General features: G+C 52.1%; 13 protein-coding genes. 4 read left to right on the forward strand and 9 right to left on the reverse strand.

What is annotated here, in order from left to right:
- Positions 1–16: 16 nt before the first annotated feature.
- Positions 17–1,492 carry a TrkH family potassium uptake protein gene (locus tag OGY37_RS06610; RefSeq protein ID WP_020996330.1) on the reverse strand — a complete coding sequence of 492 codons (1,476 nt, stop codon included), beginning with the start codon at positions 1,490–1,492 and terminating at the stop codon, positions 17–19.
- Between the two features lie 199 nt (positions 1,493–1,691).
- Here OGY37_RS06610 and OGY37_RS06615 point away from each other — a divergent pair, with 199 nt between their 5' ends.
- Positions 1,692–3,863: a YgiQ family radical SAM protein gene (locus OGY37_RS06615; RefSeq protein WP_003024532.1), complete on the forward strand. Its 2,172-nt coding sequence runs from the start codon at positions 1,692–1,694 to the stop codon at positions 3,861–3,863.
- A gap of 102 nt (positions 3,864–3,965) precedes the next feature.
- On the opposite strand, the gene OGY37_RS06620 is transcribed toward OGY37_RS06615, so the two are convergent.
- The 4 genes from OGY37_RS06620 to yqhD form a co-directional block, all read right to left on the reverse strand.
- Positions 3,966–4,421 carry an HIT family protein gene (locus OGY37_RS06620; protein WP_008785817.1) on the reverse strand — a complete coding sequence of 152 codons (456 nt, stop codon included), beginning with the start codon at positions 4,419–4,421 and terminating at the stop codon, positions 3,966–3,968.
- Between the two features lie 44 nt (positions 4,422–4,465).
- Positions 4,466–5,920, reverse strand: a complete 1,455-nt coding sequence (locus tag OGY37_RS06625) for a DASS family sodium-coupled anion symporter (protein ID WP_003828381.1) — start codon at positions 5,918–5,920, stop codon at positions 4,466–4,468.
- Positions 5,921–6,108: 188 nt separating this feature from the next.
- On the reverse strand, positions 6,109–6,936 hold the full coding sequence (gene dkgA / locus OGY37_RS06630; protein WP_286620381.1) for a 2,5-didehydrogluconate reductase DkgA: 828 nt from the start codon (positions 6,934–6,936) through the stop codon (positions 6,109–6,111).
- A gap of 104 nt (positions 6,937–7,040) precedes the next feature.
- The gene (gene yqhD, locus OGY37_RS06635) at positions 7,041–8,204 is read right to left on the reverse strand and encodes an alcohol dehydrogenase (protein ID WP_126317410.1); all 1,164 of its coding nucleotides are present in this window, start codon (positions 8,202–8,204) and stop codon (positions 7,041–7,043) included.
- A gap of 194 nt (positions 8,205–8,398) precedes the next feature.
- Here yqhD and OGY37_RS06640 point away from each other — a divergent pair, with 194 nt between their 5' ends.
- The gene (locus OGY37_RS06640) at positions 8,399–9,298 is read left to right on the forward strand and encodes an AraC family transcriptional regulator (protein WP_286620405.1); all 900 of its coding nucleotides are present in this window, start codon (positions 8,399–8,401) and stop codon (positions 9,296–9,298) included.
- A gap of 90 nt (positions 9,299–9,388) precedes the next feature.
- Here the strand turns inward: OGY37_RS06640 and yghB are convergent, their stop codons facing one another.
- Together yghB and metC are read right to left on the reverse strand one after the other, a co-directional pair.
- Positions 9,389–10,048: a DedA family general envelope maintenance protein YghB gene (gene yghB / locus OGY37_RS06645; protein ID WP_003024510.1), complete on the reverse strand. Its 660-nt coding sequence runs from the start codon at positions 10,046–10,048 to the stop codon at positions 9,389–9,391.
- A 131-nt stretch (positions 10,049–10,179) separates the two neighbouring features.
- Positions 10,180–11,367, reverse strand: a complete 1,188-nt coding sequence (gene metC, locus OGY37_RS06650; protein ID WP_032945009.1) for a cystathionine beta-lyase — start codon at positions 11,365–11,367, stop codon at positions 10,180–10,182.
- Positions 11,368–11,617: 250 nt separating this feature from the next.
- Between metC and exbB the strand changes: the two genes are divergently transcribed.
- The gene (gene exbB, locus OGY37_RS06655) at positions 11,618–12,352 is read left to right on the forward strand and encodes a tol-pal system-associated acyl-CoA thioesterase (protein WP_003828371.1); all 735 of its coding nucleotides are present in this window, start codon (positions 11,618–11,620) and stop codon (positions 12,350–12,352) included.
- Between the two features lie 6 nt (positions 12,353–12,358).
- Entirely contained in the window at positions 12,359–12,784 is a 426-nt protein-coding gene (gene exbD / locus OGY37_RS06660) for a TonB system transport protein ExbD (RefSeq protein WP_003828370.1), read from the forward strand.
- A gap of 77 nt (positions 12,785–12,861) precedes the next feature.
- Here exbD and OGY37_RS06665 read toward each other — a convergent pair whose 3' ends face one another.
- Complete coding sequence (locus OGY37_RS06665; protein WP_286620383.1) at positions 12,862–13,269, reverse strand: cytoplasmic protein; 408 nt, start codon at positions 13,267–13,269, stop codon at positions 12,862–12,864.
- A 1-nt stretch (position 13,270) separates the two neighbouring features.
- The gene (locus tag OGY37_RS06670) at positions 13,271–13,675 is read right to left on the reverse strand and encodes a hypothetical protein (protein ID WP_003828367.1); all 405 of its coding nucleotides are present in this window, start codon (positions 13,673–13,675) and stop codon (positions 13,271–13,273) included.
- Positions 13,676–13,715 lie beyond the last annotated feature (40 nt).

Raw genomic sequence — 13,715 nt, forward strand, 5'->3', positions numbered from 1 at the left:
TGCGCCGGGGTATTCGTTACGCCCGCCAGAACATGCGCGAGAACAGGATCAGAATGGGGTAAATCTCCAGACGCCCCATGATCATGGCCGCGCACATCAGTAGCTTTGCTTCCTCGTTTAAGGTGCCAAATGTCGTGGCGGTGACGCCAAATCCTAGCCCCATATTGTTGATGCAGGCGGCGACGGTGGCGAAAGAGGAGAATAGATCGTAGCCCATCAGATTGAGCGCCCAGATAAAAAAGCTGGTGAACAAAACGTAGAGAAAGAAAAAGCTCCATACCGAACGCACCACCCGGTCGCTTACCACGCTATTGCCCACTTTGATATTCAGCAGGGCACGGGGATGCGCGAGCTGGTGTAACTCCTGACGGCACTGCTTGAACATAATCAAAAAGCGCAGCACCTTAATCCCCCCGCAGGTCGATCCCACACAACCGCCGAAGAAACTGGCGCTGAGCAGCATGAAGATCGTGTGCGAAGGCCACTGCGCGTAATCCGCCGTCGACAGGCCATTATCTGTCAGCATCGAACTGGCCAGAAAAAAAGCATGCACCAGGCTGTCCGTTAATCCGTACATGCCTGCCCGCCAAACTTGCCAGGTGGCGATCAGAGTGACCACCAACGCAATAAGCAAAAAGAAACGCAATTCGGCATTACGACGAAAGGGTTTGAAGGTACGTTTCACGATAGCAACGTACCAGAGGGTGAAGTTAAATGCAGACAGCAGTGAAAATATCCCGGCGACAAGCTCAATGGCATGGCTGTTATAAAAGCCGATGCTCTCGCTGCGAGTGGAAAATCCGCCGAGAGAGACCGTCGAAAGCCCGTGGCATAAGGCGTCGAAAAACGACATCCCGGCAGCCCAGTAGGCCAGAGTACAGATCAGACCCAGAATGACATAGGTCATCCACAGCGTACGTGCAGTATCAGCAAGTCTTGGCGTGAGGCGTTCTTCTTTAAAAGGGCCTGGCATTTCAGACTGATACAGCTTCATGCCACCAATACCCAGCAGCGGCAATACCGCTACGGCGAGGACAATAACACCCAGACCGCCAATAAAATTGAGCTGAGCCCGATAGTACAGATACGACTTCGGCAAGGCGCTGACGTCATCAATCACCGTTGCGCCTGTAGTGGTAATTCCAGAAACTCCTTCAAACAGGGCATCCGCAAAAGAGAGGTTTAAGCCATCGTCCATCCACATCGGCATCGCGCTGATAAATGAAAACAACAGCCAGAACAGGACGATAATGACGAAACCATCCCGGGTGCGCAGTTGAATACCCGCATGTTTGGTTGCCAACCACGCCCCGCCGCCGAGGGTGAAGAAAGTCATAAATGTGCTGAAAAAAGCGAACAAGCTCCGCTCTTTATTTAACAAAGCGATGAGCATCGGTGGCAGCATAGAAAAGCTGTAGAGAAGAACCAGAAATCCGCACAGGTGAACAACAACCCGTAACTGGGAAATATGCAGTGAATCGTTGAGTCGCAATGAAAAATCCCCCGCCGAAAAAGAGTTATCTCAGCTGGCTGGCATGGTGTTAATTATGATTGATAAAAATGATCGTCGTAAAATTTAACAATTTATATAACTTTCTACTGGTCTGGTTCAGACTCCACTTCATTTCTTGCCGATATACAGCGTATAATCCTCGGCCTTTGATTATTTTTTTACCATTTTTGGAAGCATTATGAGCGCAATATCCCTGATCCAGCCGGACAGAGACCTTTTCTCCTGGCCGCAGTACTGGGCTGCCTGTTTTGGCCCGGCACCGTTTTTGCCGATGTCACGCGACGAAATGGACCAACTTGGCTGGGATAGCTGCGACATCATTCTGGTTACCGGCGATGCATACGTCGATCATCCCAGCTTTGGCATGGCAATTTGCGGACGTATGCTGGAAGCACAAGGCTTTCGCGTAGGGATTATCGCCCAGCCGGAGTGGAACAACAAAGACGATTTTATGCGTTTGGGTAAACCGAACCTGTTCTTTGGTGTGACCGCAGGCAACATGGACTCGATGATCAACCGCTACACCGCAGATCGCCGACTGCGCCATGACGATGCCTACACACCGGACAACGTTGCGGGCAAACGTCCGGACCGCGCCACGCTGGTCTATACCCAGCGCTGTAAAGAAGCATGGAAAGATGTGCCGGTTATTCTCGGCGGTATTGAGGCCAGCCTGCGCCGTACCGCGCACTATGACTATTGGTCTGATACCGTTCGCCGCTCTGTTCTGGTGGATTCCAAAGCCGACATGCTGATGTTCGGCAACGGCGAACGTCCGCTGGTGGAAGTGGCGCATCGTCTGGCGATGGGCGAAACCATCGATCAGATCCGCGACGTGCGTAACACTGCGATTATGGTTAAAGAAGCGCTGCCGGGCTGGAGTGGGGTGGATTCCACGCGCCTCGACACGCCGGGCAAGATTGACCCGATCCCGCATCCGTATGGTGAAGATCTGCCGTGTGCTGACAACAAACCGGTCGCACCGAAAAAGCAGGAAGCGAAAGCGGTAACCGTACAGCCGCCGCGCCCGAAACCGTGGGAAAAAACCTACGTGCTGCTGCCGTCCTTCGAAAAAGTGAAGGGCGATAAAGTGCTGTATGCGCATGCGTCGCGTATCCTGCACCACGAAACCAACCCAGGCTGTGCGCGTGCGCTGATGCAGAAGCACGGCGATCGCTACATCTGGATCAACCCGCCAGCCATTCCGCTCTCTACCGAAGAGATGGATAGCGTCTTTGCGCTGCCGTACAAGCGCGTGCCGCATCCGGCGTATGGCGACAGCCGCATTCCGGCCTATGAGATGATCCGTTTCTCGATCAACATTATGCGTGGCTGCTTTGGCGGCTGTTCGTTCTGTTCGATCACCGAGCACGAAGGTCGTATCATCCAGAGCCGCTCTGAAGACTCGATCATCAATGAAATCGAAGCCATTCGCGACACCGTTCCGGGCTTTACCGGCGTGATTTCCGACCTCGGCGGCCCAACGGCAAACATGTATATGCTGCGCTGTAAGTCACCGCGCGCGGAACAGACCTGCCGTCGTCTGTCATGCGTCTACCCGGATATCTGTCCGCATATGGACACCAACCACGAACCGACGATTAATCTTTATCGTCGAGCGCGTGATTTGAAAGGCATTAAAAAGATCCTCATCGCTTCGGGCGTGCGCTATGACATCGCGGTTGAAGACCCACGCTATATCAAAGAGCTGGCGACCCACCACGTTGGCGGTTATCTCAAGATTGCGCCAGAGCATACCGAAGAAGGCCCGCTGTCGAAGATGATGAAGCCGGGGATGGGCAGCTACGATCGCTTTAAGGAATTGTTCGATACCTACTCTAAACAGGCGGGTAAAGAGCAGTATCTGATCCCGTACTTTATTTCCGCGCACCCAGGTACGCGTGACGAAGATATGGTGAATCTGGCGTTGTGGCTGAAGCAACGTCGTTTCCGTCTGGATCAGGTGCAGAACTTCTATCCATCGCCGTTGGCGAACTCCACAACCATGTATTACACCGGGAAAAACCCGCTGGGTAAAATTGGTTATAAGAGTGAAGATGTGGTGGTGCCGAAAGGTGATAAGCAGCGTCGTTTGCATAAAGCCCTGCTGCGTTACCACGATCCAGCTAACTGGCCGTTAATCCGCCAGGCGCTGGAAGATATGGGTAAAAAGCATCTGATCGGCGGTCGTCGCGAATGTCTGGTCCCGGCACCTACGCTGGAAGAGATGCGCGAAGCGCGTCGCCAGAACCGTCATACCCGTCCGGCGTTGACCAAGCACACACCGGTGGCGCATCAGCGCCAGACGCCTGCTGCAAACAAAAAACGCGGGAAAGTGGCAGGGCGCTAATCTGTCTTGCCCGATGGTGAAAGCTAATCCGGCCTACGTACAGCACAGTTTTGTAGGCCGGATAAGTTCCTTGTACCGCCATCCGGTAGAAAGACGCAGTATTTATGCTTCACGAATTCTGGCCGCTAATGCGGCCAGTTTTGCATCATCCGCTCGTTCGTGGTCATGTGACGACAGATATCCTTCATATTGCTCGAAAAATTTATTCTGCCGCGCTTCAATCGGTTTCCAGTGGGTTAGATCGCCAGTGCCATGCATGGGGCTTAATTTGCTGTGTACATGGTCTACGCCGAAACCTTCGAAGAACATCCCTGTACGACTGACATCCGGGAAAGCCTTATCCAGTTTCTTAGCCACTTTTTGGGTTGCCAGCATCAGATCAGCCAGCGCCTGCGGCGGCATATCGAAGGCATAGCTGGGGTAATGCTTTTTCGGGATCACCACGGTAAAACCGTCGGTGTTCGGGAAAATCGACAGAAAAGCCAGATGGTGCTCGTCTTCCCAGACCTTATGGCAGGGTGCTTTACCTTCAACAATTTGACAGAAAATACAGGTCATTCCTTTTCTCCGCAGGTAAGGTGATTCGTCAGGACACAGTCAGTTTAGTACAGACCCAACACCTTCCACCACATCAGACCCACGGTGATAAACACCGCCTGGTTAAACAAGCTGATGATAAATCCTGTGCGCCACCAGACGCCCGTTGGAACGTACCCGGCACCAAACAGGATTGGACCGCGAGCGTGGGTGTACTGGGTGAGCGAGCAGTACAAACTGCTGGTGAAGGCCAGCATTAATGCCGTGGGGGCTGCGGGAATATTCAGATGCAGACCGACGCCGAGGAAAACGGCGTACAGCGCGGCAATCTGTGCATTACCGCTGGCAAAAAAGTAGTGGGTATAGAAGTAGGCGGCGTTCAGCAGCAGCAGGACGATCACCCAACTGGTACCGTGCATAGTACTGCTCAGGCTATCGCCGATCAGATTGCCAAACCAGGTGGTGAAGCCCAGTTTTTTCAGCTGGTTCGCCATCATCAACAGCGCGGCAAACCAAATCAGTGTGTCCCATGCACCTTTCTCGCTCTTCACATCTTCCCAGCTCAGAACACCGCTTAGCAATAAAATGGACAGCCCCACGAACGAGGCAGTGGTGGCGTCGACGCCTAACGTATCGCCAAAAATCCATAGCACCAGCAGTACGCCGACGGTAGCCAGCATCAGCCATTCGCCGCGAGACATACTGCCCATTTCCGCCAGCTCTTTGCGCGCCAGATTCGGGGCATCCGGCGTGTGCTTAATTTCCGGGCGCACGATCCAGTAGACCAGCAGTGGAACCAGCAGTAAGGACACCAGGCATGGCAGCAGCGCCGCCATAAACCAGCCGCCCCAGGTCAGCGTGACGCCTGCATTGGCCGCCAGTTTCACCGCCAACAGGTTGCCGGTATAGCCGGTCATAAAGAGCGCGGCGGTGACGTCGTTGACGTTGCCAATACAGGTGATAAGAAAGGTACCGATTTTACTGCGGGACTCATCTTCCGGGTTCGAATGGAAACTGCGTGCCAGAGAGTCAGCAATCGGATAGATGACGCCGCCGCAGCGTGCTGTATTACTCGGCATTGCCGGGGAGAGGATCAGATCGGCAAAAGCCAGACCATAGGCGAGTCCCAGCGTGCGCTTGCCGAGCAGACGGATCATCTGCAGCGCAATGCGTCGTCCGAGGCCAGTTTTGATAAATCCGCGGGCAATCATAAAAGCCACGACGATAAGCCAGATAAGTGAACTGTTCAGCTCACTCAGTGCCGTGGTGATAGCGCCGCTGGCGGTTTTATCCCCGGCAGCATAGGCGAGTGCAAAAACCGTAATCCCAATAATGCCGACCGCGCCGATGGGTAAAACTTTTGCCACGATAGAGGCAATCGTCGCGACGAAGATAATTGCCGAATGCCAGGCTGGCGCACTTAACCCCGAGGGAGGGGTAAGTTGCCACAGTCCGGCAGAAATGAATATTATAAGAATTAATGGGAGCCATTTGACTCCGCTACTTTTTTTCTCAGTCACGCTTACGCACCTATGGATATGGTGAATATATTCATTAAATAAATATATTTATTTAATAATTAACAGGTTATGTTGCGTAATGCTGCTCCAGCGACTGCAAGAAATACATCAATATATGTGCGTGAATTGTTTCCTGATATTTCAAATCAGTAAAGGCCCGACGAGAGTGTCGGGCTGGAGGGAAGGGGTTAACCGCCGAACTGATCCGGGTCTGGCCCCAGACGTTTGCCCTGATCGAGTTTCGCGATTTCGCCTAATTCGTCTTTATCCAGGCGGAAGTCCCAGACGTTAAAGTTTTCTGCGATACGCGCCGGGGTGACTGATTTCGGAATCACCACCAGCCCGCTATCCAGGTGCCAGCGGATGACAATCTGCGCCGGTGATTTGCCATATTTCTCGGCGAGGTCACGGATGATCTTTTGATCAAAGACGTCTTTGCCGCCCTGCGCCAGCGGGCTCCAGGATTCGGTCTGGATTTTATGCGTTGCGTTCCAGGCGTGCAGTTGGCGCTGTTGCATAAGCGGATGAAGTTCGATCTGGTTAATCACTGGAGGTACGCCGGTTTCATCCATCAACCGCTGGAGATGATTGATCTGAAAGTTGCACACGCCGATGCTCTTAATCAGACCTTCTTTTTGCAGGTCGATCATGTTTTCCCACGCTTCAACGTAGTGGTCGATCGCCGGAACCGGCCAGTGCATCAGGTATAGATCGAGGTAATCAAGCTGGAGTTTTTCCATGCTTTCGAGCAAGGCTTCCCGGGGGCGTTTTTGGTCATCATTCCACAGCTTGGTGGTGATGAAAAACTCGTCCCGTGGTACGCCAGCATCGCGTATTGCTTTGCCGACACCTTCTTCGTTTTTGTACGCAGCAGCGGTATCAATTGAGCGATACCCCACTTCCAGCGCTTTATGAATGGCGGTGATGACTTCTTCGTTACTTGCCTTCCAGACCCCCAGGCCCAGTTGCGGCATGACGTTACCATCCTGTAGTTTGATAATGGTTGGACCGGTCATAATTCCCCCCCTGGATTACAGTCACCGGGGCAGCCCCCGGTGAGTTAGGTGTGACTTAAGCCTGGTATAAATACCCAAAAACGAAAGGCGGAGGTTAAAAAACCTTAGCGGGCAGCTTCGTAAATCCGACGGCTGACTTCAAGCGTAATGTCCTGATGTTCGCCCAGTTGCGTACCACCGTGTGCTTCCAGTTTTTCCAACAATGCCGGGATAGAGCTACCGTCCAGGCCGTAGTCAGACAGGCGAGTGGGTACGCCCATTTGTTCGAAGAAAGTGCGGGTAGCGGCAATGGCGGCGTCGATGCGCTGGTCGTCGGAACCTTCGGTGATATTCCAGATACGCTCTGCGTATTGCAGCAGTTTGGCACGCTTGGTATCACGTTTTTCATTCCACAGCGCTGGCAGAACGATGGCCAGCGTTTGAGCATGATCCAGACCATGCATTGCGGTCAGTTCATGGCCCAACATATGCGTTGCCCAGTCCTGCGGTACGCCTGCGCCAATCAGGCCGTTCAGCGCCTGGGTTGCCGCCCACATGACGTTCGCACGCACGTTGTAGTTTTCCGGCTCCTGCAAGGCTTTCGGACCTTCTTCTACCAGCGTGAGCAGAATGCCTTCGGCAAAGCGATCCTGAATTTTCCCGTCTACCGGATAAGTCACATACTGTTCCACGGTATGAACAAAAGCATCCACAACGCCGTTTGCAACCTGACGCGGCGGCAGGGTGTAGGTGTAAACCGGATCCAGTACGGCAAATACTGGCTGCACAAACGGGGTCATAAAGGCCAGTTTATCGCCGGTGGTTTTACGCGAAATTACCGCGCCGGAGTTAGATTCAGAGCCGGTTGCAGGCAGGGTTAATACGGAGCCCATCGGGATGGCGCTTGTTACGTCGCTGCCGTGGGTTTCCAGAATGCGCCATGGATCGATGCTGTCAGCGTACTGTGCCGCTGCCGCGATGAATTTGGTGCCGTCCAGCACTGAACCGCCACCTACTGCCAGCAGAAACGTCACTTTCTCATCACGCACGATTTTTACTGCGTTCATCAGCGTTTCGTAAGACGGGTTTGGCTCGATACCGCCAAACTCCAGCACATCCAGGCCTTTTAGCGCGTCCTGAACCTGTGCCAGGACGCCGGTTTTTTTCACGCTGCCGCCGCCGTAGGTAACCAGTACGCGAGCGTCCTGAGGAATTTGATCGCGCAGTTCAGCAATTGCGCCTTTACCAAACAAAATACGTGTTGGGGTATGGAGATTAAAGTTGTTCATTGCTCGTTCCCTTTGGTGGGTAATAAAAGAGGGCAGGAGAGTGTCTGCCGGATGATGAACATTGTGGTCGCCCGCCGCGCTGCTCTCAATGCTCATTTCTGCCGATGTCTTGCCCATTTCTACAGACTGCTGGAGAAAACGGATAAATCTGCGCATTATGTCAGGGTCGAAAACCGATGATGAAATGGTGCTCCATGAACCGTGATGAGATCTGCCTTCTGCTGACAGATAAAATTAAGCAGCTGAAAAGCAATGAAAATAGACTTAACGAACTGCTGCCAGATGTCCGCCTGCTATACGGTACGGAGCCGGCGGCACGTACACCGGTCATGTATCAGCCAGGAATCATATTTCTCTTTTCGGGACATAAAATTGGTTACATCAATGAGCGCATATTTCGCTATGACGCCAACGAATACCTGCTGCTAACCGTACCTTTACCCTTTGAATGTGAAACCTATGCGATGCCGGAGGTTCCTCTGGCCGGTATTTACCTGAATGTCGATATTCTGCAATTGCAGGAGCTGCTGATGGACATTGGGGAAGACGAACTGTTCCAGCCCGCCATGGCTGCCAGTGGGATTAACTCTGCGACACTCTCTGACGAAATTCTCTGTGCCGCAGAGCGCCTGCTGGATGTAATGGAGCGGCCGCTGGATGCGCGTATTCTGGGGAAACAGATTATTCGCGAGATCCTCTACCATGTGTTGACCGGGCCGCGTGGCGGTGCCTTGCTTGCGCTGGTCAGTCGCCAGACGCATTTCAGTTTGATAAGCCGGGTACTGAAGCGGATTGAAACCAAATACACCGAAAACCTCAATGTAGAACAGCTGGCGGCAGAGGCGAACATGAGCGTGTCGGCGTTTCATCATAATTTTAAAGCGGTTACCAGCACGTCGCCGCTGCAATATCTTAAGAGTTATCGCCTGCATAAAGCGCGGATGATGATGATTCACGATGGAATGAAGGCCAGTGCGGCTGCCATGCGCGTCGGTTATGAGAGCGCATCGCAATTCAGTCGGGAGTTCAAACGTTTCTTTGGCGTAACGCCGGGGGAAGATGCGGCAAGAATTCGTATGATGCAGGGGAGTTGATTGCTTGTAGGCCTGACAGGTACACCGTAGGCTATAAAGCTGCGCGCCATCAGGCAAAATGCCGGGGATTACCCCGGCTACGGATAATACTCAGGCGCTACAGTATTTTTTTTTAATCACCACGAACAATGTTCCCAACAGACCTGCGGTTAACAGGGCAATCGGCAGGATCATTAAAAAGGTCATCACCTGATCTTCATGGCGTTTAACGAACGGGATCATGCTCAGCGCATAGCCGAAACTGGTGACGACGGTGACCCACAGCAGGCCACTCAGCCAGTTAAAAAACTGGAACCGACGGTTAGGAAGCCCTGAAATGCCCGCCATCGTTGGCAGCAAGGTGCGAACAAACGCCAGAAAACGCCCTGCCAGCAGCGCCATCAGACCGTGTTGGTCAAACATGCAGGTTGCGCGCTGATGGTATTTTTCCGGTAATTGCGCCAGCCAGCCTTTCACCGTGCGCGTGTTGCCTAGCCAGCGTCCCTGAATATAACTCAGCCAGCAGCCCAGACTGGCTGCGGCCGTCAGAATAGCTATGGTAGGTAAAAAACTCATCACGTCCTGAGCGATCAGCGCTCCTGCCAGTAATAACAGGCTGTCTCCGGGTAAAAAGGAGGCGGGCAGCAGGCCATTTTCTAAAAACAGCGTGGCGAACATGACGAAGTACACCACGCTCACCACGTGCGGATCCGCCAGTGCGGCAAAATCGTGTTGCCAGAGCGCGGAGACAATATCTTGAATGACTACCATGGACTTTCCTGTGGAACAGCGTTTATGTGTGGATTGTACTCCTGAATTGCCCGGGATGCCTTGATCCCGGACGCAACAATTGCAGACTTTTCCACCAGAAGTGTCTGCATATATGTCCATCTGTGGCAATTTTACTCGATTCGGGCAAATCCTGCGGCCAAATCGGCAATCAGATCGTCAACATTCTCTAAACCGATATGTAAACGGATGAGCGTTCCGCTGAAGTCCACCTCGCCTTGCGGACGGATTGCCGCAATGTGTTCCGGCTGATTGGCGAGAATCAGCGACTCAAAACCGCCCCAGGAGTAAGCCATGCTGAACAGGCTGAAGTGATCCAGATACGCGGCAAGCTCCTCATTATTGAGTTTCTTATTCAATACAAAGGAGAACAGGCCGCTGCTGCCGGTGAAATCACGCTTCCAGAATTCATGCCCTTTACTGCCGGGCAGTGCCGGGTGATTCACGCGGGCGACCTGCGGATGGCTGGCCAGCCACTCGGCGACCTTTAAGCTGCTTTCATGGTGCTGACGCAGGCGAACGCTCAGCGTACGCAGTCCACGGCTGGTCATATAGGCGGTATCGGCGTCCAGCATTTGCCCCATCAGATAGGCATTTTCGCGCAGTTGATCCCAGCAGCGGGCATTAGATACCGCCGTGCCGACCATGCCGTCAGAATGACCAATCAGATATTTGGTGCCTGCCTGAATAGAGATATCGATGCCAAAATCCAACGCTTTGAACAGCACCCCGGCAGCCCAGGTGTTATCAATCATGATGATTGCATCCGGCGCGACGCTTCTGACGGCGGCAACAATAGCGGGAACATCATGCACTTCCATAGTGACAGAGCCGGGAGATTCCAGAAATACGACTTTCGTGTTCGGCTGTATGTGCTTAACGATATCGGCGCCAACCAGCGGATCGAACCAGCCGGTGGACACGCCGAGCTTGCCGAGAATTTTGGTACAGAAATCCTGACTGGGTTCATAGGCGGTATTGGTCATCAGCACATGATCCCCTTGCTCCACAAAGGCAAGGATGGTGTTGGCAACGGCCGCCGCACCGCAGGGGAACAGTGCGCAACCCGCGCCACCTTCCAGTTCGCACATCGCTTCCTGAAGAGAGAAATGCGTCAGGGTTCCGCGACGTCCATAGAACAGTGCGCCGTTCGCCCGGTTGTGCGTGGCCTGTTTTTTGGCCTCTACGGTGTCAAAAACCAGCGAAGAAGCGCGCTGGATAACGCTATTTACCGAGCCCAGCGTGTACTTTTTACTGCGTCCTGCGTGAACGAGTTTGGTTTCAAGTTGCTTATCTGCCATGTTGTCTTACCTATTTTTATACGTCTGGATGTCTAAACTACCATGAATCAAAGATGACGCATCCTGCAGAACGGCCATACAGTAGAAAATAATCTCAAAATGCTTCTGGTGACTTTTTTACTGCGTGAGCGCAAGGAAAAGAAACCAAAGGTGCGGCAATATGTAAATAGTAATGAGAACGACTATCAATTCGACGTCGTTTTGATATGATTACGCTCAGATTTTGTGATTTGCGTCCTGGAGATACAGAGTGGGTAATAATTTGATGCAGACGGATCTTTCCGTCTGGGGTATGTATCAGCACGCCGATATCGTGGTTAAGTGCGTGATGATTGGGCTGATTTTGGCGTCAGTGGTCACCTGGGCTATCTTCTTTAGTAAGAGCCTTGAGTTCTTTACTCAGAAACGCCGCCTTAAGCGTGAACAGCAACTGCTGGCGGAAGCCCGCTCTTTAGATCAGGCAAGTGAGATTGCCGCAGGATTCGATGGCAAAAGCCTGGGCGCACAGTTGATTAACGAAGCGCAGAACGAGCTGGAACTGTCAGAAGGTAGCGAAGATAACGAAGGCATTAAAGAGCGTACCGGCTTCCGTCTGGAGCGTCGTGTGGCTGCGGTAGGTCGCCATATGGGCCGCGGTAACGGATACCTGGCCACCATCGGGGCTATCTCTCCTTTCGTCGGTCTGTTCGGTACCGTATGGGGCATCATGAATAGCTTCATCGGGATTGCACAAACCCAAACGACCAACCTGGCCGTTGTTGCGCCGGGTATCGCAGAAGCGCTGTTAGCGACCGCAATCGGTCTGGTCGCAGCAATTCCAGCGGTTGTTATCTACAATATTTTCGCACGTCAGATTGGCAGCTATAAAGCGATGCTGGGCGACGTCGCGGCACAGGTGCTGTTGTTGCAAAGCCGCGATCTGGACCTGAACGCGAGCGCATCCGCGCATCCGGTACGTGCAGCGCAGAAATTACGTGTAGGATAATGTTCCATGGCAATGAGCTTTAATGAAAACCTGGACGATAACGGTGAAATGCATGAAATCAACGTGACGCCGTTTATCGACGTTATGTTGGTTTTATTGATCATCTTTATGGTTGCCGCGCCGTTGGCAACCGTAGATGTGAAGGTGAATCTCCCTGCCTCCACCAGCACGCCGCAGCCGCGTCCGGAAAAACCGGTTTACCTGTCAGTTAAAGCCGATAAGAGTATGTTTATTGGCAACAATCAGGTGACGGATGAAACCATGATTAACGAGCTAAATGCGCTAACTGAAGGGAAGAAAGACACCACGATTTTCTTCCGGGCAGATAAAACCGTTGATTATGAAACCATGATGAAGGTGATGGATACGCTGCATCAGGCGGGCTTCCTGAAGATTGGTCTGGTTGGCGAAGAGACTGTGAAAGCGAAGTAATCCTCATCATTGCCGGGTAATGGTTGCCGCCTTACCCGGCGTGCCTCTCCTGATTCAACTCCCTCGCACACTTGTTCTTATCTGTTCTCATCTAACGCGACCGTGGTTATTCTGGTGGGTTCGTAGTTCCCTTCAGACAGCTTTCGCGTCAGGCGTAAGGTGGCCGTTTCCCGCGCGAGTATATGCTGGTAGGTGCTTTCCAGTCGGGCCATGATTTTGTCCCGCAGTTCTGGTTGCTGCTCCATAATGGCTTCGATCGCGGCACCGTAGATCTCTTCTTTAGCCTGTAGCGAGTAAATTTCACGGCGATTTTGCCATTTCATCCGCACCAGTGCAGCGGGAATAGAGACTATCTCCTGAGCAACGCTTTCCAGTGTCGTGTTTTTATTGGCAATCAACACGGCTAAATTTTGCTTTAAGACAAACTCATCGCTTTTATGGTTATCTAAAGCCAAATAAATATTATTATCCTCAACATCTTTCATTTTATTTCTCTTCCAGAGAATAAAAAATAGGATCGCTGGTTTCACGGGTAATTAAATTAAGCCAAATTTTGTTGCCCTGTTCATTTATGATGGCTGTTTTTTGAGTCAAAATTTTACTTAATTCTTGTGCATTAATGTCGCCTTCTGCCTGTAGTGAATTGAGCAGGCGAGAGAATGACTCAATTTTTGCTGCACGAAATAGACGCTCTTTTAAATGGCGGTCGCACTCTTCAAATAGCATATTCCGTGACTGACCGGTAGCGGTTGAGCTAATCAAAATATCGGATTCGTAATCGCTTAATGTTATCTTCCCCTGAGTCAAATTTTCACTATTATCTGTAGAGGTGGTATTGTCAGGTGAGCTGGATAAGTGAAAACGCGAGGGAACAAGATGCTCGGGAAGCATGTTGAAATATCCTTTGATGCCAATGATATGTTGTTTTAAA

The organism is Citrobacter sp. Cpo030, from assembly GCF_030333005.1.
Classification (GTDB): domain Bacteria; phylum Pseudomonadota; class Gammaproteobacteria; order Enterobacterales; family Enterobacteriaceae; genus Citrobacter; species Citrobacter portucalensis.

What these genes read in the sequence shown, in the direction of transcription:
- OGY37_RS06615 (WP_003024532.1), top strand. Translation starts at nt 1,692, where the DNA reads ATGAGCGCAATATCCCTGATCCAGCCGGACAGAGACCTTTTCTCCTGG.
- OGY37_RS06620 (WP_008785817.1), bottom strand. Translation starts at nt 4,421, where the DNA reads ATGACCTGTATTTTCTGTCAAATTGTTGAAGGTAAAGCACCCTGCCAT.
- dkgA (WP_286620381.1), bottom strand. Translation starts at nt 6,936, where the DNA reads ATGACCGGTCCAACCATTATCAAACTACAGGATGGTAACGTCATGCCG.
- yqhD (WP_126317410.1), bottom strand. Translation starts at nt 8,204, where the DNA reads ATGAACAACTTTAATCTCCATACCCCAACACGTATTTTGTTTGGTAAA.
- OGY37_RS06640 (WP_286620405.1), top strand. Translation starts at nt 8,399, where the DNA reads ATGAACCGTGATGAGATCTGCCTTCTGCTGACAGATAAAATTAAGCAG.
- yghB (WP_003024510.1), bottom strand. Translation starts at nt 10,048, where the DNA reads ATGGTAGTCATTCAAGATATTGTCTCCGCGCTCTGGCAACACGATTTT.
- metC (WP_032945009.1), bottom strand. Translation starts at nt 11,367, where the DNA reads ATGGCAGATAAGCAACTTGAAACCAAACTCGTTCACGCAGGACGCAGT.
- exbD (WP_003828370.1), top strand. Translation starts at nt 12,359, where the DNA reads ATGGCAATGAGCTTTAATGAAAACCTGGACGATAACGGTGAAATGCAT.
- OGY37_RS06665 (WP_286620383.1), bottom strand. Translation starts at nt 13,269, where the DNA reads ATGAAAGATGTTGAGGATAATAATATTTATTTGGCTTTAGATAACCAT.
- OGY37_RS06670 (WP_003828367.1), bottom strand. Translation starts at nt 13,675, where the DNA reads ATGCTTCCCGAGCATCTTGTTCCCTCGCGTTTTCACTTATCCAGCTCA.